Raw genomic sequence first — 22,834 nt, 5'->3', positions numbered from 1 at the left:
CGTGCCCCATTAATGGCCACCATTAAAGATGTCGCCCGTGAGGCTCGGGTTTCTACCTCAACGGTCAGCCATGTGCTGAACAAAACCCGTTTTGTCAGCCCGGAGATCACCCTGCGGGTTGAGCAGGCCATCAAGGATCTGCACTACGCCCCCTCGGCGCTGGCCCGCAGCTTAAAGGTCAATGAAACCCGGACCCTGGGAATGCTGGTCACCAGCAGCGCCAACCCCTTTTTTGCCGAAGTGGTGCAAGGGGTAGAGCAACGCTGTTTCGAGCTGGGCTACAGCCTGGCACTGTGCAATACCCAGGACGACAAGGCGCGCTTGAACAGCAACATGGAAGTGCTGCTGCAAAAGCGTGTCGACGGCATCATTTTAATGTGTACCCAGCTTGAGTTGGGCGCCGGCCTGTTTGACCGCTACCCCAATGTCCCCCTGGTCCTGGCCGACTGGGGCCCTCAGGACATGGCCGCCGATATCATTCAGGACGGCGGTCAGCTGGGCGGTCAACTGGCCACCGAGCATTTGATTGCCCTGGGCCATCGCCATATTGGCTGCATTACCGGCCCCCTGGGCAAACGAGCGGCAGACGAGCGATTGGCGGGCTTTAAAGCCGCCATGACCCGTGCCGGTTTGACGGTGCGTAACGACTGGATACTTGAAGGGGATTTTGAGCTGGCCGGCGGCAACAGTGCCATGAATGCCCTGCTAACCTTGCCCGAGCGCCCCACGGCGGTATTTATTGCCAACGACATGATGGCCATGGGCGCCCTCCGCGCCCTGGCCGATGCCAAGGTAGCAGTACCGGAGCAAATGTCGATTGTCGGTTACGACAATATCGAGCTGACGCATTACCTGGTACCGGCGCTCACCAGCGTCGAGCACCCCAAAGCCGGCAGAGGTGCCCTGGCCGTCGACACCCTGCTCGCTCGTATTAAAAACCCGGACAGCCCAAGGCGCGTACTCACCCTCACCCCCGAGCTGGTGATCAGAAACAGCTGCCAGGCGTATATATAGTGAGGCGTGAAGGGGAAAGAGTGAAGAGGACGACACAACACACAGATCCCCTGTAGCCCGGCGCTTTAGCTGCCGGCCCTGCGTTAGCAGGGGGTATTTTTAAATCCAGCCAGACGGGAATGCGTGCTCAAAGCAGCCCCACAAAAACACCGCGCCTTGTTTCGCTCGGCGCTACCTTTAACCCTTTATAGCCTTTATCGCTCTTCGTCCGTGGTTTCCGTGGATTCCGTGGCAAAAAATCTTGAGGTCCCTTGTTTAGCCGGGCGCTCGGCGCTCCAATCTTTAAACTCCTCACTCCTCACTCCTCACCCCGCCCTTCACCACTTGGCTCCTGGCCCCTGTGTGCTAGCATGATGCCTACCCTTCATTGTGTTAACGGTCATGGATAACTACCAAAAAGGACTTTTGCTCACCGCGCTGGGCGTGCTGGTGATTGCGCCCGATGCCTTGCTATTGCGCCTGATCAGCCTGCCGGCCGAACAAGTGGTGCTGTGGCGCGGCCTGCTCAACATAGCTGGCTTCTTGCTGATCGTGGTGCTGCGTTATCGAGGCCAGTGGTGGCGTGCCTATCTGGCCTGTGGTCGCGCCGGCATCGGCTGCGCCCTGCTGTTCAGCCTGAGCACCATAGGTTTTATACTGGGTAACCACTTTACCAAAGCCGGTAACGTGCTGGTTATCTTGGCCACCGCCCCCCTCATCGCCGCCCTGCTGAGTCGCTTCTTTTTGCAGGAGCGCCTCCCCCTGCGCACCTGGCTTGCCATTGGCGGCTGCATGGTCGGCATCAGCCTGATTGTACTGGACGATCTGGGATCAGGCTCCTGGTTGGGCAGCGCCTTTGCCTTGATAGCCGCCCTGGGGTTGGCCGGCAACTTTACCCTGGCGCGCAGCCAGCCCCACATCGACATGAGCCCCATGCTCGCCCTGAGTGGCATCATCACGGCGGCTCTGGCCTTCGGCTGGAGCGGCACCATAGTCCTGCCCGACGCGGTAAACCTGGGATGGCTGCTGTTATTGTGCCTGGTGTTACTGCCCATCGGTTTTACCTTCATTCAGCAGGGGCCGCAGTATCTGCCCTCGGCAGAGGTCAGCCTGCTGCTGTTGCTGGAAACCGTGTTCGGCACCCTTCTGGTCTGGCTGTTTTTAAGCGAACACCCCAGCCAGCAAGCTCTGACAGGTGGCACCATTGTGCTTGCCGTCATACTGCTCAAAAACGGATGGGAACGCTTTATGGACAAAACACCCGAGCGGGTAACCTGAACAATCAACATGAACTCTAGGATCTGTTGAGAGGGTGGCCAAGATTATACCGTCACCCTTTCTCTACCGAATACTTTTTGATACGCCGCATCAACCATGATTGTGTTACGCCTAGTTTTTTAGCGGCCTTGCGTGTAGAGCCGGTATTATCAAGAGCTTTCTGTATAGCCTGCCATTCAAACTCAGCGACAACATCAGGTAACGGGCGTTGTTCGCTGTCTATCGACTTCAACTTCATAAAGTCACATTCATCTTCATTACTATCTATATTTAACTGCAAGTCGGCAACAGTAATCTCATCCTCCGAGCATACAATCATCATTCTTTCGATTATATTCTCTAGCTCTCGTATATTTCCTGGCCAAGAGTACTGATATAAAGCCTTAAGTGCAGCAGAAGAAATAGTGAGTTTTCTATTGTAGCGTTCGTTTTGCCGACCGAGGATAAACTGCGCCAGCGGAAGTATGTCTTCATGTCGCTCTCGCAAGGATGGGATAGTTATTGGAAGTATATTTAATCGATAAAAAAGATCTGAACGAAAACTGCCATCTTTCACCATTTTTTCCAGATCAGCATTGGTAGCAGCTATAACGCGTATATCCGCTTTTTTCTCTTTTCCCCCGATAGGCCGGTAGGTACGTTCCTGCAACAAGTGAAGCAGTTTAGATTGAAGTTCTAGTGGTAGCTCACCGACTTCATCAAGAAAAAGAGTGCCTCCTTCGGCAAGCGAAACATATCCAACACGACCATCGCGGCTAGCATCAGTAAATGCCCCCTTAACATAGCCGAACAGTTCTGATTCTAACAAGGTGCTCGGAATTGCCGCACAATTTATACTAATCATCGGCTTTTCATGACGTGGACTCAGCCTATGAATACGGTTTGCCAGCCACCCTTTTCCAACCCCGGTTTCCCCCATTAATAGAACTGTCATATCTACCAAAGACACACGCTCAGCCAGCTCAAGACACTTTTGATAGGCAGGGCTTTGACTGATAAATATATTTTTTGATTTATCTCCTTGCTGAGCTTGATAAGCTCGCCTCAATTCCAGCATTGCATAGCTAAGCAACTCTTCTGTTTCTCTAAGCTCCAATGAGGAGGTAATACTTTCCCCTATATTGTAAGCCTGAACCAACACAGCATCGGGTTCTTTTCCCTGTAATGAGAAAAGCTTCCCTGTCATCAGGTAGTCTTTTCCCCGGTAGTGGTGTACAGCACTAACCTGTTTTCGATTTTCAATCACACAGCGAGAAACGGAAGGCGTAAACTTCCCTTCTTTTTCCAGTGTATAAATATCACTGGCAAAAAGATGCTTTTTGGTACAGTCAATCATCGCCAAGCTGGCCCGATTTACCCACAGGGGCTGGCCATCCAAATTGGTAATGAAGATGCCAATATTGAGGGAATTCAAAATCGACAACATGGAAGAAGGGCTATTCAACAAATTTAACTGCATATTTCTAATCCTGTGAACATGCGAGGGACCCGAGTCCCTCGCATTTTACTTCAATTCACACCAAGCTTAAGAAAAAAGAAGCCCCACATAACGACTGCAATTACAATAAAGCCAATAGCAATAGCCCAAACTCTACGGTATTCCTTGACCAGCAACTGACGACCGCTGGACGTTTTCATAAACTCGGCAATAGTTGCCTTGGAGAGACTTAACGACTTGAGTTCGCGGAATCGCTCCAACTCGTAGGCGGACGGCGAGTACTTCAGACCAGCCACAATCAAGGCAACCGTACCCGCAACAACAGAAATCATCAGACTGTCAATGTGCTGCGGCAGAGTAATCACATTCTGACGGGCCAACTCGCCCACGATCACAAAGGTACCTGACCCTACCAGCATACAAGCCAACGCAGCTTTGGCATTCATGCGTTGCCACTCCATGGATGCCACTATGGTCGGCAGCCAGGCAACGGCGAAGATGGCGCCCGCATATATTGAAATCCAATAGACCCCCGCAGGCTGTGCGATGGCAAACAGACATACAATAAGCGCCACTATGGCTTGAGACACTCGGCCCAGCACCACACCTTTTCGCTCAGACACTTCGCGGTCGAACAGTTTTTCGTAAAGGTCGCGGGCCAAGGCAAACCCCGTCAGTACAAAAAGAGTTGATGCAGTTGACATGATGGACGCCATCAGGCCTGCCAGTCCGACTCCCGCAACACCTGGCGAGGTAAACTCCATAAAGCCAACAATCATCGCACGATCTACCGGTTCGATACCCGGTTGAAGTACCTGCATTGCGCCGGCCGCCAGAAACACCAGCACTTGCATGGCTGGCGCAAAGAAAATACCTATCACTGCTGTTTTCAGTAAAACAAAATCGTTCTTGGCAGGAAAGACCCGGGAAACCAGTGCTGGCGTACAGGCAAAAAAGAGGATCCAAACCAGGAATTGGGATATCGACCAGCCTAACGGACGATCATTGACACCTCCTAATGACCAAAAGCCGGGAAGTGTCTCGCTCAGATTACGCATGTTATCGAACCCGGCCTTGTCAATCAGGGTTGGCGCGATAAAAAATGAAATTGCCAGCATCGTAAAGAACATCATGGTGTCGGTATATACAACACCATACATTCCGCTAAGGCTACAAAACAACATTAATGCTACTGTGAACATTATAATAATCATTGGAAATGGAATGCTGGTAATTTCAGCAAGCACATGTCCAGCACCAATAAGCTGAATTATGCCGTATCCCAACAATCCAACAATCATCAATATGAGTGCAACGACACTTACCCACTTATTGTTAAATCGCTTATCAAAAAAGTCCATCATTGTTCTACAATGCATGGCTTTCATTTTTCTACCGATATAAACAATAGCAATTAAAGTCCCAATCCAGGCACCAAATGAACCTAGAGTAGCAATGACCAGAGGCCCTTCCGAGTAGGATACTCCGGCAATTCCGAGCAAGGTAACAGCACTGAGATATGTGGCAGCCAATGTGCCGACAGTCAGCATTGTCGACGCACTCTCGCCCATAACATAAAAATCATCTTTATTTTTGATATAACGCGCTAAAAATGCAGCTACTCCAACATAACCGAGCAGCATTAATACAAACACTAAGATCGTTGTGGTCATTCCATCAACTCCTGTCATTCCATTATGAGGAAACTTTTGTTCTTTCTGAATTTTCGGCTTCTATCTGCCTTTCCGCCTCTAGCGCCTTGACTGTCGGTCTATATTCCTTAATCAATATTCTGATCACCACTCCAGCTGATATAATCGTTGTTAGCGTTGCATTCACGAAAAGAAAAAGTACATCTGTATTGAAGTCCATATCATTACCTCACTTTAACAACTCTATTATTCAACCGACAACTCGCACCAATCAACGATTGTTAGTGCCATAATTTCAGCTACAGAGAAAACATCATCCAGGCGAATATGCTCATTCGGGTGGTGGGCCAGCCGCGTGATACCCGGGCCAAACACCAGAGAGGGAATACCGTATTGTGTCATCAGACCGCCATCGGTTCCCCAAGGTGAGGCTTTTACTTTGGGCATTTGCTTGTGAACAGCCTCAAAGCTATTAGTGAGCATCTGAAATAACGGGTTTTCGAGGTCTATCCCTCCGGGCTGCCAGCAGGCACCAAACCACTCGACGATCACCGGATGATCCTTGAACCAGCTATCAACCTCCCCCAGTGCCGCCATGGCAGCTTCAAATTCCTGCTCCGCATTTTCCACCGTCTCCGCAGGACCCACCCCCAGCCGCCCTTCCAGCACGACCTCATCTGGCACGCTAGAAGGCCAATCACCGCCCTCTATCCGCCCGAGGTTAATAGGCAAAGGTATCGGTACATTTTTATACAGTGGATCATTCAGACGTTCGTTGCGTTCCTTTTCCAGGCGCTGAACCGCCTCGATCACAGTCACGGATTTTTCCAACGCACTGACACCTTCATAGCGCGTACCACCATGGGCCTGGATTCCTGCAACCTTGAGTCGGAACCAGCGCGAACCTTGCTGACGGGGAAAGATAATCTGCTCAGTGGGTTCCGGAATAATCGCCGCGTCTGCAAGATAGCCTCTCTCTAGCGCCGCCAGGGTACCAGCCCCACCCGCCTCTTCCTCAATCACACTCTGCAGTATCACGTCACCCTTGAGGCGAATACCCAGATCTTTCAAGGTTTTGACAGCGATAAAGGACGCCAGGTTGCCCCCTTTCATATCGGTCACGCCTCGCCCGAAAAGACAGCCATCGATAATATTTCCGGAATAAGGGTGATCGTCCCACTGGTCATGATCACCTTCTGGTACTACATCAACATGGCCATTCAGGATCAAAGAGCGACCACCTCCTTCCCCTTTCCAGGTACCCACAACGTTTGGGCTACCATGAAAGTCCTGCCGCGGGGAATTGAACAACCTATGCTCGCAAATACTCTGATAATCGACTTCCCAGAAGTCGGTTGTCAGGTCAATGGACTTGTAGAGCTCACAGACTTTTTGCTGGTGTTCATACTCTTGTCCCGAAAGGGTTACATCACGCACCCAGTCTTGCAAAATTCTGGTGTAATGATCCCGGTTCTGGGCAATGGACTCTTTTACTTTGCTTTGTATATTCATGTTTTATTCTCGTCTCGTTACATTCACATTTATATGAGTTCAATTCGACTCAACACTGTTGGCTGCTTCCAGCATGGTGTGCAGCAATACCTGCGTGCCTTTAGCGCATTGTTCTGGTGTCGCAAACTCCGACTCGTTATGGCTTATCCCATCACGGCACGGGATAAAAATCATCGCACAAGGAGTCACGTCTGAAAGGTTAACCGTGTCATGACCCGCACCACTCATCATCGGCTTCGCGCTGTATCCCAGCACCTCGGTAGCCTGCGCTACCAGCTCGATGCAATGGCTGTTGAATGTTCGTACAGGAGACTTCCAACGACGCGTCCAGTCTACCGTCACTCCCTCCCGCTCTGCCCCGAGCTGCAAAGCGTTCAGCATCGCTTGCTCCAGCGCATCCAGGCCGGCTTCACATTCGTGCCGCAGGTCAATCGACATTGTTATATCGCCGGGCACCACGTTGCGGGATGGTTCTGCAATGACCAGCTCTCCAATAGTGAACTTTGCACGACCAGTTTCATCCGATTTAACAACAGCCTTCAGTTGCTCGATGAACGCAGACACCGCAAAGAGTGCATCACGGCGATAGGCCATAGGCGTCGGCCCAGCATGTGCTGCCTGACCTTGCAAGCGAATGTCATACCAGCGAATACCCTGAGCACCTGTCACAATGCCAATGTCAATCATCTCCTTCTCTAATACCGGCCCTTGCTCGATGTGCAACTCGAAGAACGCATGAAAAGGCTTGGACTCACCACATTCCATTTCCGCTATCTGCGCCACCGACAGCGCTTCGCTCACACTAATTCCTTCCCTATCGGTCGAAGAAAGGGCCTCAGATAATGGCAGTAGCCCTGCATACACGGCACTCCCCATCATGGCCGGCGCGAAACGACTCCCTTCTTCGTTAGTCCAGACGACGAGTTCCAGCGGCCGCTGCGTTGTTATGCGGTGCGCATCCAGGGTTCTAAAAACCTCCAAACCTGCTAACACGCCGAGAATACCGTCAAAGCGCCCGCCTAGAGGCTGGGTATCCAGGTGACTGCCGGTACCAATAGGCGCGAGCTCATTATTCAAACCCGGCCGCCGGATAAACAAATTTCCTATCTCATCGACCCTGGTTGTGCAACCAATAGCCTGACACCACTCGATCAGTTGCGCTCTTCCGGCGAAATCTTCCGCGGTTAAGGCCAGGCGTCGGCTCCCCCCATTTGGGGTTGGGCCTATGGTGGCCATTGTCATCAGCGACTTCCAAAGCCTATCGGAATCAATAAGTGGAGCAGTATCCATATCCATCCTTTTTGTTGTAAAAATACGACAGCGAGACATATGAATGCAACAACCTTGCCAAAAATAAAAAACAATTCAATTACAGCGAGTTATGTAAATATTATGGTTAATGAAATCGTATTTTTTGTTAAACTGAATCTAAATCAACTCATATCAAAGTCAAAACAAGCAAAATCGACTCATCACGATGCCGTGAGCAAGGCGAGAGTACGGGTCCCTCAGAAGAGGACAAAGCGGAGAGTAGGAGTAGGAGTAGGAGTAGGAGCAAAGGCGGGAACACAGGTATCTGTGGCGCAGAGCTGTTAGCCTGGAGGCGTCTGCAAAGAGACTGAAATTGCCGATTTTATATTCACTTGTGTGGGTGGCGGGTTCTCAACAGACACCGAGTTATATATACTCGCCCTGTGCTCCCATAGTTCAACAGGATAGAACAGCTGCCTCCTAAGCGGCCGATCCAGGTTCGAGTCCTGGTGGGAGCGCCATTTCATATAGAATCAATAACTTACCGATGAAGCCAGCGTGGCGGGTGCAACCAATCGCACCACACAGCGCGAACCCGTCTGCACCTACAAAACCACAGCAGCATCCCGCGCCTAGCTGTAGCCCGCCCGTATCTTGAGTAAAGAGGACTTCGGCGGCCCCTGAGCAACAGGGTAAACAGAGAGCAGCAACCGCACGGACCTGTACGCGTCTACAAAATACACCGCTCTCTGTTTTAGCTGGGCGTTATCTTTATCTCTGCACCCTGATTACAAGCTGGCCAGAACGGCTTCGGCAGAGCTGACTTCAAATTGTTTGGGGGCTTCTACGTTCAATTGTGTAACGACGCCGTTTTCAATCACCATGGCGTATCTTTTCGAGCGTACGCCGCCAAAGGCCGCGGTATCCATCTCCAGTCCCAGTGCTTTTGTGAAACTGGCGTCTCCATCGGCCAACATCATGATCTCGGAAGCATTTTGTGCCTCACCCCATGCCTTCATCACAAATGCATCGTTCACCGAGACGCAGGCAATCATATCTACGCCTTTTGCCTTGATTTGATCTGCAAGCACGATAAAACCGGGCAAATGAGATGCCGAGCAGGTCGGTGTAAAAGCGCCGGGTACAGCAAACAGGACGACTTTCTTATTGGCAAACAACTCGTCCGTCTGGTGATTCACCATACCGTCTGCGGTGAGCTGACCCAGGGTGGCAGAAGGTAGGGGTTGGCCTTGCTGTATCATGTTAACGTTCCTTATTGGTGAAGTGGCTTTCAGTTTAGCGCTGATGGTGATTGAAAACCACGAACAGCAACCTGGAATTTAAAGAAACTAACGTCCTGATACCGAAGCAAAAATAACCACTGCCCCGTCATGCAATAACGGCGGCACTCTGATCGCTCCGCTTCATCGAGGCAATAACCAGTTAAGCCCGTGAGTGCCAGTGAGGGGAAAAGGGTAAGGTGAACTCCAAACAAGGTCTTCCCCTCACTCCATCCCTCACTCCTCTCCCATCACTCCTCACCCTTCACAACTCCCCCGCTTGCGATGGTGCTCAACCACAGGCAGAGTAAGGGTTTGCTTTCGATTGATTAGGGCGTGTTTATCACTATGGCTAACTCTTTGGGTCCGTCTAACCAGGCGTTGAACCCGGCTACAAAAAGCGTGTTGATTACCGGTTGTTCGTCGGGCATAGGCCTGTGTGCCGCCCATTTTTTGCAGCAACAAGGCTTTCAGGTGATAGCTTCGGCCCGGCGTCAGGAAGACGTAGATGCCTTGCAGCAAGCGGGCCTAACGGCGGTATTACTGGATCTGGCCGATGAGGCCAGCATGGAGGCGGCGGTGGCCCAGACCCTGCAACTGACCGGCGGCCGGCTTTATGGTCTGTTCAACAACGGCGCTTATGGCCAGCCCGGCGCGCTGGAAGATTTGCCCACCCAGGCGTTGCGTGAACAGTTTGAAAGCAACCTCTTTGGCCTGCACCACCTCACGCGCCTGATTTTGCCGACCATGCTGGCCGCCAAAGAAGGCCGTATCGTGCAAAATAGCTCCATTCTCGGCCTGGTGGCCCTGCCCTTTCGCGGGGCCTATAATGCCTCCAAATTTGCTCTGGAAGGCTACACTGATACGCTTCGCCTAGAGCTGAATGGTACCGGCGTTGCGGTCAGCCTCATCGAGCCGGGTCCCATTGAAACGCGTTTTAGAGAACACTCAAAAACCGCCTTCCTACGTTATATTGATGTTGCAGCCAGCCGCCATCAGGCGGGTTATCAGCAAACCCTGAACAGACTGCAGCAGCCCGGACCCAGCTCGCGCTATAGCCTGGAGCCACAAGCCTGCATGGCGCCGCTGCTGCATGCTCTGACCAGCTCCAGACCCAAAATACGCTACCCCGTTACCCGGCCCACCGTAATGATGAGCTGGCTGCGTCGTCTGCTCAGTGCGCGGGCATTAGACAAACTGTTACTGAAAGCCGGAGGCTAACCCCCTGTGTTCAAACTCTTCTCTTTCTTATTGTTGTGGGGCTACAGCAGCTACAGCCTGGCCGCCCCCGCCTTATGGTCGGCCACCAAAGGCGAGCAGCAATTATGGCTGTTTGGCTCTATTCACCTGGCAGATGCACGACTGGGCACCTTGCCCGAACCGTTATTGCAGCGTTTGGCACAAAGTGAGCAGCTTTATCTGGAAGTGGATCCCGATACCATCTCCCCCGCCATGCTGGCGCCTTATTTAGCGCTGCCGGCCAACGAAACCTGGCAAGACAGGTTGGGTGAGCCACTGGCCAGCCAGCTGGAACTGCATCTGGATGGGCTGGGTTTGACTCGGTTAAAGCGCTTCCCACCCTGGTTTGCGGTCATGCAGCTGAGCCAGGTCAAGGCACAACGCCTCGGCTTCTCCAGCAGTCAGGGCGTCGATATGCAGCTGCTGCACCTGGCCAAACAGCAAGCAGTGCCCGTGCTGGGGCTGGAGCCCCCCACCTTGGTATTTGAATTGATGGCCTCGTTACCCCGGCGCCAGCTGGAGCAGGACTTCGTGCGTCACACCCTGGCCGAGCTGGATGATCTGCCCCGCCACCTCGAGCAGCTGTTCACTACCTGGCAAAGTGGGGATGAGCAAGCCTTGCTGGCGTTATTGCATGACGAGCAATCGCCCGAGCTTCACGCCTTTATAGAACAGGAGTTGCTACTGGCGCGTAACCAGCACTGGCTGCATCGGCTGGAGCAACAAGCACCACAACAGGCCTTGTTGGTCGTGGGCGCGCTGCACCTATACGGTGAATATGGATTATTGCAGCTACTGCAACAAGCCGGATACCAGCTTGAGCAAGTGAAGAGTGAGGAGTGAGGAGTGAGGAGTCAAGGGTAAAACATAGCGCCGAGCGCCTGGCAATACATAGAGCGGTGTGTTCTGTAGGCGCATACTTGTTCGCGCGGCTGGGTTCTGTGGATTCCGTGGCAAAAAAATCTTTAGCCCCTGGTTTAGCTTGGTGCTTAGCGTCGCTTTATTGATCAAGATCAGCATGGCGTTGGGCCCGGTCGATAAGATACCTCCATAGCGCACACCCAGGGAGAGACGACTATGGCATTCTGGCTCGATTTAATGTTTGGTAGCGACGTAGGTTTACTGTCCATGCTGACGATTATTTTTACGACTATTATCATCAGCTTTTTGGGCTGCTACTTTGTTTACAAGGTTCGTACTTCCCAGCCGGGCGAATAACCCCAGTTTTTAAACGGCAGGCCCCCACCTCCTCCTCCCCAGGGGCTTGTCGTTTCCTCTTGTTCGATAACTTGCTTATACTGCGGCTCCCTCACTTTATGGAGCCGCTCATGTCTTATTCAGCCTTAAGCCACCATTTTGAACAACGCCATCACCTGCAACATTTAGGTGCCATTTGTGGTTGGGATCAAGCCACCATGATGCCGCCCGGTGGTAATCAGGCGCGCGCCGAAGCCATGAGTGCGCTGGCCGTGCTGAGCCATCAACAGTTGCAGGATCCCAGGCTGGCCGACTGGTTTGCCGCGGCCCGGCAAGAATCATTAACGCCGGCACAAACCGTCAGCCTCAGCGAAATGCACCGCCAATGGCGTGATGCCACCATGCTGCCCAGCGATTTGGTGGGGGCTTTTTCACTGGCTGGCTCGCGCTGTGAGCACGCCTGGCGCAGCTTGCGTCCGGCCAACGATTGGCCCGGCTTTTTGCCGCTGTTTGAAGAAGTATTGAATTTATCGCGCCAGGTTGCGGCGGCCCGTGCCGATGCGCTGGGGTTATCCCGTTACGACAGCTTGCTGGAACAGTTTGAGCCCGGCATGCGCAGCGCTACCCTCGACACCGTATTTAGCGGCCTCAAGCAGTGGTTACCCGACCTGATTAGTGAAGTACAAGATAAGCAAAGCAACGAGACCGTCTTGCAACCCCAGGGGCCCTTTGCCACCGAGCAACAGCGTGCGCTGGGGCTGGACGTCATGGCGCTGCTGGGATTTGATTTCAACCACGGCCGGCTGGATGTCAGTGTGCATCCGTTTTGTGGCGGCGTCAGCGAAGACGTGCGCCTCACCACCCGCTACGACGAACACGATGTGACACAGGCATTAATGGGCGTGATCCACGAAACCGGACATGCCCGTTACGAACAGGGGCTGCCGGCCCAATGGCGCAAGCTGCCGGTGGGCCAGGCCAGATCCATGGGCGTGCATGAATCACAGAGCCTGTTTTTTGAAATGCAGCTGGCCCGTCACCCCGCCTTTATTGCCCGGCTAGCCCCCCTGCTGGAGCGCCACTTTGGCCCACAGCCTGCGTTTGCGCCGGACAACCTGGCCAAACTGTACACCCGAGTGAACCCGGGCTTTATTCGGGTCGATGCCGATGAAGTCACCTACCCCGCCCACATCATGCTGCGCTACGAAATTGAACGGGACCTGATAGAAGGCAAGCTGCAGGCCAGAGATCTGCCCGAACGTTGGGATCAACTGATGCAGCGCTATTTGGGTTTGAGCACCCAGGGCAACTATAAAGACGGGTGCATGCAGGATATTCACTGGACCGACGGCAGCTTTGGCTACTTTCCCAGTTACACCCTGGGCGCCATGTACGCCGCGCAGCAAGCCTCGGCCATGCAACAACAGCAAGCGCCACTAGACCAGCTGATCCAGCAGGACTTGCCCGGTATCTTCGACTGGCTGCAACACAATATCTGGCAACACGCCAGCCTGCTGGATACCGACTCGCTCATTGAGCAAGCCTGCGGTCAGTCGCTGGATGCCACTGCCTTCAAGCTGCACCTGCAACAGCGGTACCTTGAGGGGTGAGGGGTGAGGGGTGAGTATGGTTTCCACATGGGTGATATGACAAAACTCATGTCAATTCAGGGGTTAATGCCGTCTATGCTTAAAAAATGTCTTTTATGTTTCAAGTGGACCAGTAGTGCATGGAGAGTCTGACTATGGATGGAAAAAAGCCTTACCATCAGCTGGTGGTGTTTTATGACGGCAGCTGCGAAGGTTGCGTCAAGGACCGCGCCAACTACGAACGCTGGGCCGGTGCCGGAGGCAACGACATCTACTGGTTTGATATTACCGGCCGAGAAGACGTGCTGTTAAGCCTGGGGCTGACGCCACAAAAGGTATTGCGCGAGCTGCACGTGCAAACGGCGGATGGCCGGGTAGTGTCGGAACTCGACGCCTACATACTGTTAATGCGCCGCGTGCCAAGGCTCAAGCCGCTGGCCTGGTTGATTGGCCTGCCCATCATACGCCCGTGTCTGTCCTGGCTGTACCGCACCTGGGTAGAGCGCCGCCTGCAACGACAAGGTCGGATTTAAGGCACAAAAGTGAAGGGTGAAGGGAAAAGGGTGAAGCGAACAAGCCAACCCCGAACTTGCAGAGTCGGTGTACTTGGCCGTCATCCTGATGAACATCAGGATCTTGCGTTAGGTTTTTGTAGGGTGCCGCTTTAGCTGGCACTCCCGTCTCGGCGGGATTTTAAAAACCACCCTCCTAACGCAGGGCCTGCAGCTAAAGCGCAGGACTACAGGGTGTGGTGCTTTTTGCAGGTTTTGCTGTCGGCTGTCATGTCGTTCCCTTCACTCTTCACTCTTCACTCTTCACTCTTTACGCTTCACTCATCACTGCATGACTTAAAGTTGACAGCCAAACATCGCTGGGGCATAACCGATAGCAGACTTTATAACACCAACAGGGGTTATTATGCGCCATGCCAATATTACGGGTTGGGGAAAATGCTTGCCCCCGGCCGCCTTGAGTAATGACGATCTCAGCACCTTTCTGGATACCTCTGACGACTGGATTTACAGCCGCACCGGCATTCGCTCTCGTCGTATCGCCCATGTAAACACCTCCGAGCTGGCCACGGTAGCGGCTCGTCATGCACTGGCCGCCGCCGGTCTGGAGCCGGGCGATCTCGATTGCATCATTCTGGCCACCGCCAGCCCCGATACCCTGGTGCCCAGCGCCGCTTCGGCGGTGCAGCGTAACCTGGGGGCCGGCAAGGCGGCGGTATTTGATATCAATGCCGCCTGCACCGGCTTTATTTATGGCCTGAGCGTCGGCAGTGCCCTGATTAAAACCGGCACCATGGGCCGAGTGTTGGTGATAGGTGCCGAGCGGTTAACCCATTACCTGGACTGGACCCTACGTGACACCGCCGTGCTGTTCGGCGACGGTGCCGGCGCCGTGGTACTGGAAGCCAGCGAGCAGCCCCTGGGGTTGATTGCCGACAAGCTGGGTTGCGACGCCGACGCCAACGATATTCTGGCAGTACCCAACTCCGGCACCAACCGCGAACGCTTTGCCCATACCGACGGTCTGTTTGATGTCAGCTTCGACGGAAAGGAGATTTTCAAGCGCGCGGTCAAGGGCATGGGCGACGCCGCGGCCAATGTGCTGGCGCAAACCGGATTATCCGGCCAGGACATCGACTTGCTGCTGCCCCATCAGGCCAACATTCGTATCATTGACACCCTGGCCAAAAAGATGGAGTTGCCCAGCGACAAGGTCATGGTCAACATTGAACAATACGGTAATACCTCGGCGGCCACCGTGCCCATCGCCCTGTGTGATGCTCTGGAGCAAGGGCGCATTAAACCCGGCGCCTTGCTGCTTACCGCCGCCTTTGGCGCCGGCCTCACCTGGGGTGCTGGCGTGATTCGCTGGGGCGATCGCGTCACCCCCCTGCAGCAGTCCAACGCCGCCCTGCCCCCCTGCGAGCAGAGCGCACTGGAACTGCTGGCCCCCGCCATAAAAGGCTGCCAGGAAAGCTGGAAGCTGAAATCCAGTGAAGAGTGAAGTGAACGACACAACACCGAGCCTGGAGCTCGGTGTTTTTCTTTGGCCATCAAACCAAGCTTTATCCGGCATCTATCCGCAAACAGCAGCAGCTCCAAAACCACTAAAAACCCTCTTCGCCACGGAATCCACCGAACCCACGGAAAAATCAAGATGAGATAAGATCGAAAAGTACCAAGATATTTTATTGGTAAGACCAATCACTCTAGGCAGATGACTCTACCCTTAGCCGATTCTTTAGCTTTTAGTAATGAGATGTCTTTTCAGATTTGATCTCTATTTTTCCGTGGGGTCCGTGGATTCCGTGGCAAAAAATCTTTAGTTCTTGTTTCGCTTGTCGCTGGGCGCTTGGTTTAAACTTGCAACGCATCCAGCACCGACAGTATGCGGCCGGGATCCTGTGGCAGCGTGCTGGTCAGGTACTTGCCGGCCAGTCTTGCCTGGGTGCGGGGGTTAAGGTTGCTGCTGACGTCGGTTGGCAATACATCATTGCTCACCCGCAACGGCTCGGCGCGCATCGCCAGCATCAGCCGTAAACTGTCTTGCTGTAAATTGCCGGCCAGGGCCGACAACTGAGGCGCGCGTATTGCGTCCTGCTCTTCGGCATACAACGGGTTCTGGCCGGGCAATGCAAAATACTCACGCCAGTCTGGCTGCCCCGGTTCATTTTTTGTCGCTTCAATGCGCGGCAGGTCCCGGGCATCTTCGGACAGTAACGCCAACAACAAACCAAAATCGCTACGACGACCTTCCCGGACCGCCTGATTAAGATGGTCTCCAAGTTGGCTGTCGTTGACGAGCAGAGTGTTATTGAGTTCTGGCAGCATAATAAGTGCAAAAATTAGACGTTTGATTAGTTATCGGCAGCAAACCCGATTTTATTAGCAAATACTTACACTTTAGGGGTTCACAAGCCGGATCTTTTTGGTAGTATGCGCTCCACAAAGTGTGGAGGAGTTCCCGAGCGGCCAAAGGGATCAGACTGTAAATCTGACGGCTCAGCCTTCGCTGGTTCGAATCCAGCCTCCTCCACCATCTATTTGTTACTCTGTGCTAGCGGTCAGCTGTTGGATGGTCATCCAGCTACAGCACAGAGCAAGCAGTAAAAGGTTGGCATGCTCCACAGTGCAGCCCAACCTTATAAAAGTTAACTGTGGAGGAGTTCCCGAGCGGCCAAAGGGATCAGACTGTAAATCTGACGGCTCAGCCTTCGCTGGTTCGAATCCAGCCTCCTCCACCATCTATTTGTTACTCTGTGCTAGCGGTCAGCTGTTGGATGGTCATCCAGCTACAGCACAGAGCAAGCAGTAAAAGGTTGGCATGCTCCACAGTGCAGCCCAACCTTATAAAAGTTAACTGTGGAGGAGTTCCCGAGCGGCCAAAGGGATCAGACTGTAAATCTGACGGCTCAGCCTTCGCTGGTTCGAATCCAGCCTCCTCCACCATCATTTAAAAGCCAGTGCACAGCACTGGCTTTTTTCATGTCTATTGAAAAATTGTGATGAGTGAAGGGTAAAGAGTGAAGGGAACGACATAACACCAAAACCCGCGAACAAGTATGCGCCTACAAAACCACACCGAACCCTGTAGTAGCTGCTTCAGCTGCTAAATCCTGCGCAGCAGGATCCGATGCACAGGTTTGAAACAATACGGTGAAATATGACATTTCGGTGTTCGGCGAGATGTGGCTTCGCCACATTGCACAGCTGAAGCAGTGCCTACAAAACAAAACCAAGATCCTGACGTCCGTCAGGATGACGGCATACCCCCCAGTCCCTATTATCTTACTGCCCTTCGTCCGTGGTTTCCGTGGATTCCGTGGCAAAAAATTCTTGGCCCTGTGTTTGGTTCGGGGTTAGCTTGCCCTTCGCTCTTCACCCCTTACCCTTCACTCTTTACCCCTCCCCCGTCTCCTCAAGCGCCGCTTGCAGTAGTCGTTGCTGGTGCTCTGGCGACTGGGTGCCTTTGGCGAGCAGGCGGTACATGGCGGGCACGATAAACAGCGTGAGCAAGGTAGCCAGCGAGACTCCGGCAAAAACCACTATACCCACCGCCTGACGGCTTTCGGCACCGGCGCCGCTGGCCAGAATCAGCGGCAGGGAGCCAATGATGGTGGTGAAGGCGGTCATTAAAATCGGCCGCAAGCGACGTACCGCCGCTTCGACGATGGCGGCGTTAAAGGCATGGCCGCGATCGCGCAGCTGGTTGGCAAACTCCACGATCAGGATGCCGTTTTTGGTCACCAGGCCTATCAACATCACCATGGCAATCTGGCTGTAGGCATTCAGCGTCATGCCCGTAAAATACAGCCCCAGCAAGCCACCCACCAGCCCCAGGGGCACGGTCAGTAACACGATAAAGGGGTGAATAAAGCTTTCAAACTGCGCCGCCAAAATCAGGAATACCACCACCAGCGCCAGCCCAAACACGAAGGCCACATCGCTTTGGTTGCTCTTGTATTCCAGTGACTCGCCCTTGTAGTCGACAATGGCATAGTCGGGCAGGTTATCGCGCACCTGCTGATCCAGATAATCCAGCGCCTCGCCCAGGCTGTAACTGCCGACCAGGTTGGCGCTCAGGGTAATGGCTTTTTTACGGTTGTAATGGTTCAGGGAAGGCGATGCCCCCTGCTCGTTCAAGGTCACCAAGTTATCCAGCGAGATCAGATCACCATTGCCACCGCGCAGATAAATGCTGCTGATGTCACTCAGCTGGCGAAAGGCATCCTGTTGCCCTTTCAGGTACACATCGTATTCTTCCCCCTGCCGCTCGTAGGTGGTAATGGCCTGCCCGCCCAGCATCACATTCAGGCTATCGGCCACATCGGTCACCGAAATGCCCAGCAAGGCGGCACGCTGCTGATCCACTTCCACCAACAGCTCGGGTTTGGTTTGCGCATAATCCAGGTCCAGATCGCTCAGGCCCGGGTTGTCGCGGGCAATCACCCGTAATTGTTCGGCCCAGTCGTACAGCTCATCAAAATCGGCACCGCCCAGCACAAACTCCACCGGCGAGCTGGATCCGCCTCTAATGGACGAAGGTAAAATGGGGATCACCAACACATCGGCCACGTCTTTGGTCAGGCCACGAATGCGCCCTACTATGGCCTCGGCCGACTGGGCGCGTTCATCCCAGGTTTCCAGGCTGGCAATGACTATGCCGCTGTTCACGCCACCACCAAAGCCGGGAGTGCGCACCGTAAGGCTGGTAATCAGGCCTTCTTCCTGCAAGGGGCTGAATCTTTGCTCCACTTCACTCATGGCACGACTCATGCGCTCGAAGCTGGCGCCTTCGGCGCCCTTCACCATCACAAACACCACGCCCCTGTCTTCTTTGGGGGTCAGACTTTGCGGCACTTCCTTGAACAGCAGCGTCATCCCCCCCAGCGCCAGCACCATGATTAGTGGTGCCCACCAGGGGTGCTTCAGATTGGCGCCCAACAGACGGCGATAGCCTTGCTCCAACCGGGAAAAACCCGCATTAAAACGGGTGGCCAGCCAGCCGGGCGTTTGGTGGGCCGTTAATATCTTGCTGCTCATCACCGGGGTGAGCGTGAGTGCCACCAGAGAGGAAAAAATAACGGCGCCGGCCAACAACACCGCAAACTCGGTAAATATCCGGCCAATAATGCCGCCCATAAAGACGATGGGCAAGAAGACCGCCACCAGCGTCAGGGTGGTGGCAATCACCGCAAAGCCCACTTCACGGGCACCATGATAGGCCGCCGCCAACGGGGACCGGCCTCGCTCCAGATGATGGTAAATATTTTCAAGCACCACTATGGCGTCATCCACCACCAGGCCAATGGCCATGATCAGCGCCATCAGGGTGATCAGGTTCACCGAATAACCCAGCGCATAGGCCAGTATAAAGGCGCTGATCAGCGAGACGGGGACGGTCACCGCCGGGATCAGGGTGGCGCGCACCTGCCCCAGAAAGATGTAAATCACCAATACCACCAGCCCCACTGTGATCAGCAGGGTTTGATACACCTCGCTAATGGCGCTGTCGATAAACACCGAGCTGTCGTAGGTCCAGGTCAGCTCGGCACCCTCCGGCAAAAAGGGCTGTTGCGCCACTATGGCCTGCTTGACCTTTTCCACCACTTCCAGAGTATTGGCCTGGGTTTGCTTGACGATGCCCAGCCCCACCACATTTTGACCATTGGAGCGAAACAGGGTGTCTTCGGGTTTTTCGCCCTCCCACACCTCGGCCACATCACTTAAATACACCCGGCTGCCCGAGTCGATACGACGAATACTCAGGCTGTTAAAATCGGCGGCCAGATCATAGCCACGCTGAATGCGGGCAGCAAAATTCTGCTGGCTGTTCTCCAGGGTGCCGGCGGGTAGCTCGACGTTTTGCGAACGCAACGCGGCACGAATATCCGCCACGGTAACGCCACGGGCCGCCATGGCGATGGGATCCAGCCGCACGTTCATCACCCGCTCTTTACGCCCGCCCACCCACACCGAGCTGACGCCGTCGAGCAAACTGAACCGATCGGCCAGCACGTTTTGGGCATAATCCCCCAGCGCCAGCGGCGACATGCCGGTCGAGCGCAGCGTCACCCACAAGATAACGTCGTTGCGGCCCGTGTCTTTGGTCACTATGGGGGCGTCGGCCTCGTCGGGCAGGCTACGGGAGGCCCGGGCGACCGCTTCACGCACGTCGCTGGCGGCATTGTCCAGGTTGCGGGACGGATCAAATTCAATGGTGATGCTGGAGCGACCATCGCTGGTACTGGAGCTGATATATTTAACATCGCTGATGCCCGACAGCTCGTCTTCCAGCCGTTTGGTCACCTGGGTTTCCAGCACGCTGGCGCTGGCACCGGTATAGTTGGTACGTACCGTCACCACCGGCGAGGTGGTGTCGGGCATTTCTCGCAGCGGCAGTTCGAAAAAAGAAATAATGCCAAACACGCACAGCATCAAGCTGAATACGGTGGCCAGCACCGGCCGCGCAATAGACAGATCAGAGAGCTTCATTAACCACCTCTACCTGGCTGCCTTCGCGCACCTTGACCGTGCCTTCGCGGATCACCTGCTCGCCCACTTCCAGCCCGTTGGCAATGGTGACCATGTCCCCTAAATTAAGGCCGGTGCTCACGTTACGGCGGCTGACCTTACCTTGTTCATCCACCACGTACACATAACGCTGCTGGCCGGCATACAGCAGGCTCTGGGCAGGTATCGCCATCTGGGTGCTGTTGGCAATAATCAATTGCACCCGCATCAACATGCCCGGTACCAAGAGGCCGTCGCCGTTATCAAACACCAGTCGCACCTCGGCATTCAGGGTATCGCTGTTTACGCCGGGGGCTATCACCGCCAGCTCACCGATAAATGCCTGCTCGCCATAGGCTTGGGTGTAAGCACTCAGTTGTTCGCCTACGCTCAGCTTGCCAAAGTATTTTTCGGGCACCGCCAGATCGAGCTTCAGGCTGCTGATATCCAGCAGCTCGGCCACGGGGGTATTGGCCGCCAGCAACATACCGGGTGCCACATCGGTTAATCCCATTACGCCGGCAAAGGGGGCCCGCAGCGTTAAATAATCCGCTGCCACTCGGGCGGCGGCCAGCTTGGCTTCGGCCATGGCAACGGCGGCCTGTTGGCCGTCCAGCTCGGTTTGGGTGACCGCCTTGCGCTTGAACAGGGTTTGATAATTCTTGAAAATACGTTGTGCATCCATGAGCACCGCGCGGGCTTCACGCACCGCCGCCTGCGCCGCCCGGTCGTCCAGGCTTAATAACAGCTGGCCTTTCTTGACCACCTGGCCCGGCACAAAGTGCACCTCTGTCACTCGCGCACTCACCTGCGGAGCTATGGCCACCTGCTGGTTCGCCTTCAAGGTACCTATCAGTTCAATGTTTTCGGAAATCGGTTGTTCGGTCACCCGTACCGTGGTTACCACAGAGCTGCGCTGCGCCAGTGCGGTGGCCGGTGCAAGTGCTACCAGCGCCAATAGTCCCGCCCCCAGCCATCCAGAGAATGTGTTATCAAGCATGTCTTTTTTATTCCTTATACCAAGCTTGCCCTAGTTTACCTGTTTCCCCCCGCCAGACTATGTCAGCAAGCCGCTAAAATGTAACAAAGTGTGGCTAAAAACCCGTGCCCGGCGCCCAACCAAAAGAAAAGCCGCCTGTAGTAGCTGCTTTAGCTGCTAAATCCTGCGCAGCAGGATCTGATGCACCTGTTCCACCCTTTGCCACCGAATGGATGTACAGACTTTAGGTAATACGGCGAGGTATGAAATATCGGAGCAAAAATACCGCTGCGCGGCATTGCACAGCTGAAGCAGAGCCTACAAAATCACTTCCCCCCTTCACCGCCAATATTTCGCTGGACGGGCTGCTTTCTGCTAGCATAGCGCCATCTTTTTTGTATCAGGCTTTTACACTCATGAAAGTTATCTCCTTTAATATCAATGGACTCAGAGCGCGTTTACATCAATTGCAGGCGCTGATCGACAAGCACCAGCCCGACATTATCGGGCTGCAGGAAATCAAGGTGCACGACGAGGTATTTCCGGTAGAAGCGGTAGAAGCCATGGGCTATCAGGTGCACTTTCATGGCCAAAAAGCCCACTATGGCGTGGCATTACTCAGCAAACAAACGCCATTGGAGATTCGCAAAGGCTTCCCCGGCGATGAAGAGGACGCCCAGCGACGCATGATCATGGGCCGCTTTGCCCGCCCCGACGGCAGCGAAGTCATGGTACTCAACGGCTACTTTCCCCAGGGTGAAAACCGCAAGCACGAAACCAAGTTTCCGGCCAAGGCGCGTTTTTATGAAGATTTGCAGGCTTACCTGACCGAATACCACAGCCCCGACGAAGCGGTGATTGTGATGGGAGACGTGAATATCTCGCATACCGATCTCGATATTGGCATTGGCGAGCCCAACCGCAAGCGCTGGCTGCGCGATGGCAAGTGCTCGTTTTTGCCGGAAGAGCGCGAGTGGATGGATCGTCTGCTCGGCTGGGGCCTGACGGACACCTGGCGTTTACAGAACCCGGAGCGAACCGAGCAGTATTCCTGGTTCGATTATCGCAGCCGGGGTTTCGATGATAATCGCGGCCTGCGCATCGATCTGGTACTGGCCACCCAGCCCCTGGTTGAACGGCTGATAGACACCGGTATCGACTACGAACTACGGGGCATCGAAAAGCCCTCGGATCACGCCCCCATCTGGGCGACGTTTGCATAAAGCCCCGTGAAGGGTGAAGCGGTAAGAGTGAAGAGAACGACACAAGGTCAAAACCTACGAACAACACCACACCCTGTAGTCCGGCGCTTTAGCTGCCGGTCCTGCGTTAGCAGGATGGTTTTTAAAATCCCGCTGAGACGGGAGTGCCAGCTAAAGCGGCACACTACAAAACATACAG

General features: G+C 54.2%; 17 protein-coding genes and 4 tRNA genes. 13 read left to right on the top strand and 8 right to left on the bottom strand.

Annotated features, from left to right (window positions below):
- Positions 1-12: 12 nt before the first annotated feature.
- Together ACN0VL_RS12120 and ACN0VL_RS12115 are read left to right on the top strand one after the other, a co-directional pair.
- On the top strand, positions 13-1,014 hold the full coding sequence (locus ACN0VL_RS12120) for a substrate-binding domain-containing protein (RefSeq protein WP_417617718.1): 1,002 nt from the start codon (positions 13-15) through the stop codon (positions 1,012-1,014).
- A gap of 381 nt (positions 1,015-1,395) precedes the next feature.
- On the top strand, positions 1,396-2,271 hold the full coding sequence (locus ACN0VL_RS12115; protein ID WP_417617716.1) for a DMT family transporter: 876 nt from the start codon (positions 1,396-1,398) through the stop codon (positions 2,269-2,271).
- A gap of 52 nt (positions 2,272-2,323) precedes the next feature.
- Here ACN0VL_RS12115 and ACN0VL_RS12110 read toward each other — a convergent pair whose 3' ends face one another.
- From ACN0VL_RS12110 to ACN0VL_RS12095, 4 genes are all read right to left on the bottom strand, one after another.
- Entirely contained in the window at positions 2,324-3,730 is a 1,407-nt protein-coding gene (locus ACN0VL_RS12110) for a sigma-54 interaction domain-containing protein (protein ID WP_417617714.1), read from the bottom strand.
- Positions 3,731-3,780: 50 nt separating this feature from the next.
- Complete coding sequence (locus ACN0VL_RS12105; protein WP_417617712.1) at positions 3,781-5,382, bottom strand: sodium:solute symporter family transporter; 1,602 nt, start codon at positions 5,380-5,382, stop codon at positions 3,781-3,783.
- 225 nt (positions 5,383-5,607) lie between these two features.
- Positions 5,608-6,873, bottom strand: a complete 1,266-nt coding sequence (locus tag ACN0VL_RS12100) for a peptidase (protein ID WP_417617710.1) — start codon at positions 6,871-6,873, stop codon at positions 5,608-5,610.
- 39 nt (positions 6,874-6,912) lie between these two features.
- Positions 6,913-8,163 carry a M20 family metallo-hydrolase gene (locus ACN0VL_RS12095; protein WP_417617708.1) on the bottom strand — a complete coding sequence of 417 codons (1,251 nt, stop codon included), beginning with the start codon at positions 8,161-8,163 and terminating at the stop codon, positions 6,913-6,915.
- Positions 8,164-8,569: 406 nt separating this feature from the next.
- Here ACN0VL_RS12095 and ACN0VL_RS12090 point away from each other — a divergent pair.
- A tRNA-Arg gene (locus ACN0VL_RS12090) sits at positions 8,570-8,645 on the top strand.
- A gap of 267 nt (positions 8,646-8,912) precedes the next feature.
- Here the strand turns inward: ACN0VL_RS12090 and ACN0VL_RS12085 are convergent.
- Entirely contained in the window at positions 8,913-9,386 is a 474-nt protein-coding gene (locus ACN0VL_RS12085; protein WP_417617706.1) for a peroxiredoxin, read from the bottom strand.
- A 366-nt stretch (positions 9,387-9,752) separates the two neighbouring features.
- On the opposite strand from ACN0VL_RS12085, the gene ACN0VL_RS12080 reads away from it, so the two are divergent.
- The 6 genes from ACN0VL_RS12080 (at position 9,753) to ACN0VL_RS12055 (ending at position 15,445) form a co-directional block, all read left to right on the top strand.
- Positions 9,753-10,625, top strand: a complete 873-nt coding sequence (locus tag ACN0VL_RS12080) for an SDR family oxidoreductase (protein ID WP_417617704.1) — start codon at positions 9,753-9,755, stop codon at positions 10,623-10,625.
- Positions 10,626-10,631: 6 nt separating this feature from the next.
- Positions 10,632-11,486 (top strand): TraB/GumN family protein, encoded by an 855-nt coding sequence (locus tag ACN0VL_RS12075; protein WP_417617702.1) that lies wholly within the window; start codon positions 10,632-10,634, stop codon positions 11,484-11,486.
- A gap of 234 nt (positions 11,487-11,720) precedes the next feature.
- Positions 11,721-11,861, top strand: coding sequence for a DUF3149 domain-containing protein (locus ACN0VL_RS12070; RefSeq protein WP_417617700.1), 141 nt, complete (start codon positions 11,721-11,723; stop codon positions 11,859-11,861).
- Between the two features lie 110 nt (positions 11,862-11,971).
- A complete protein-coding gene (locus ACN0VL_RS12065; RefSeq protein ID WP_417617698.1) occupies positions 11,972-13,450 on the top strand; it encodes a carboxypeptidase M32 in 1,479 nt (492 codons plus the stop codon).
- Between the two features lie 134 nt (positions 13,451-13,584).
- Complete coding sequence (locus ACN0VL_RS12060) at positions 13,585-13,962, top strand: thiol-disulfide oxidoreductase DCC family protein (protein WP_417617696.1); 378 nt, start codon at positions 13,585-13,587, stop codon at positions 13,960-13,962.
- 385 nt (positions 13,963-14,347) lie between these two features.
- A complete protein-coding gene (locus ACN0VL_RS12055) occupies positions 14,348-15,445 on the top strand; it encodes a ketoacyl-ACP synthase III (RefSeq protein ID WP_417617694.1) in 1,098 nt (365 codons plus the stop codon).
- A gap of 353 nt (positions 15,446-15,798) precedes the next feature.
- Here the strand turns inward: ACN0VL_RS12055 and ACN0VL_RS12050 are convergent, their stop codons facing one another.
- Positions 15,799-16,272 carry a VC2046/SO_2500 family protein gene (locus ACN0VL_RS12050; protein WP_417617693.1) on the bottom strand — a complete coding sequence of 158 codons (474 nt, stop codon included), beginning with the start codon at positions 16,270-16,272 and terminating at the stop codon, positions 15,799-15,801.
- Positions 16,273-16,395: 123 nt separating this feature from the next.
- Here ACN0VL_RS12050 and ACN0VL_RS12045 point away from each other — a divergent pair.
- The 3 genes from ACN0VL_RS12045 to ACN0VL_RS12035 all read left to right on the top strand — a co-directional run bounded on the left by ACN0VL_RS12045 (position 16,396) and on the right by ACN0VL_RS12035 (position 16,890).
- Positions 16,396-16,480 (top strand) — tRNA-Tyr (locus ACN0VL_RS12045).
- A gap of 120 nt (positions 16,481-16,600) precedes the next feature.
- Positions 16,601-16,685: transfer RNA gene (locus ACN0VL_RS12040), tRNA-Tyr, on the top strand.
- Positions 16,686-16,805: 120 nt separating this feature from the next.
- A tRNA-Tyr gene (locus tag ACN0VL_RS12035) sits at positions 16,806-16,890 on the top strand.
- A gap of 450 nt (positions 16,891-17,340) precedes the next feature.
- Here the strand turns inward: ACN0VL_RS12035 and ACN0VL_RS12030 are convergent.
- Positions 17,341-20,436, bottom strand: a complete 3,096-nt coding sequence (locus tag ACN0VL_RS12030; RefSeq protein ID WP_417617691.1) for an efflux RND transporter permease subunit — start codon at positions 20,434-20,436, stop codon at positions 17,341-17,343.
- Positions 20,423-21,454 carry an efflux RND transporter periplasmic adaptor subunit gene (locus ACN0VL_RS12025; RefSeq protein ID WP_417617690.1) on the bottom strand — a complete coding sequence of 344 codons (1,032 nt, stop codon included), beginning with the start codon at positions 21,452-21,454 and terminating at the stop codon, positions 20,423-20,425. The genes ACN0VL_RS12030 and ACN0VL_RS12025 overlap by 14 nt, the downstream gene beginning before the upstream one ends.
- A gap of 395 nt (positions 21,455-21,849) precedes the next feature.
- On the opposite strand from ACN0VL_RS12025, the gene xthA reads away from it, so the two are divergent.
- Positions 21,850-22,656: an exodeoxyribonuclease III gene (gene xthA, locus ACN0VL_RS12020; protein WP_417617688.1), complete on the top strand. Its 807-nt coding sequence runs from the start codon at positions 21,850-21,852 to the stop codon at positions 22,654-22,656.
- Positions 22,657-22,834 lie beyond the last annotated feature (178 nt).

The sequence above is a fragment of the Oceanisphaera sp. genome (assembly GCF_048268965.1).
Taxonomy (GTDB): Bacteria; Pseudomonadota; Gammaproteobacteria; order Enterobacterales; family Aeromonadaceae; genus Oceanimonas.
The sequence above is the reverse complement of the archived record's forward strand: the minus strand, read 5'-3'. Positions and strand labels throughout refer to the sequence as shown.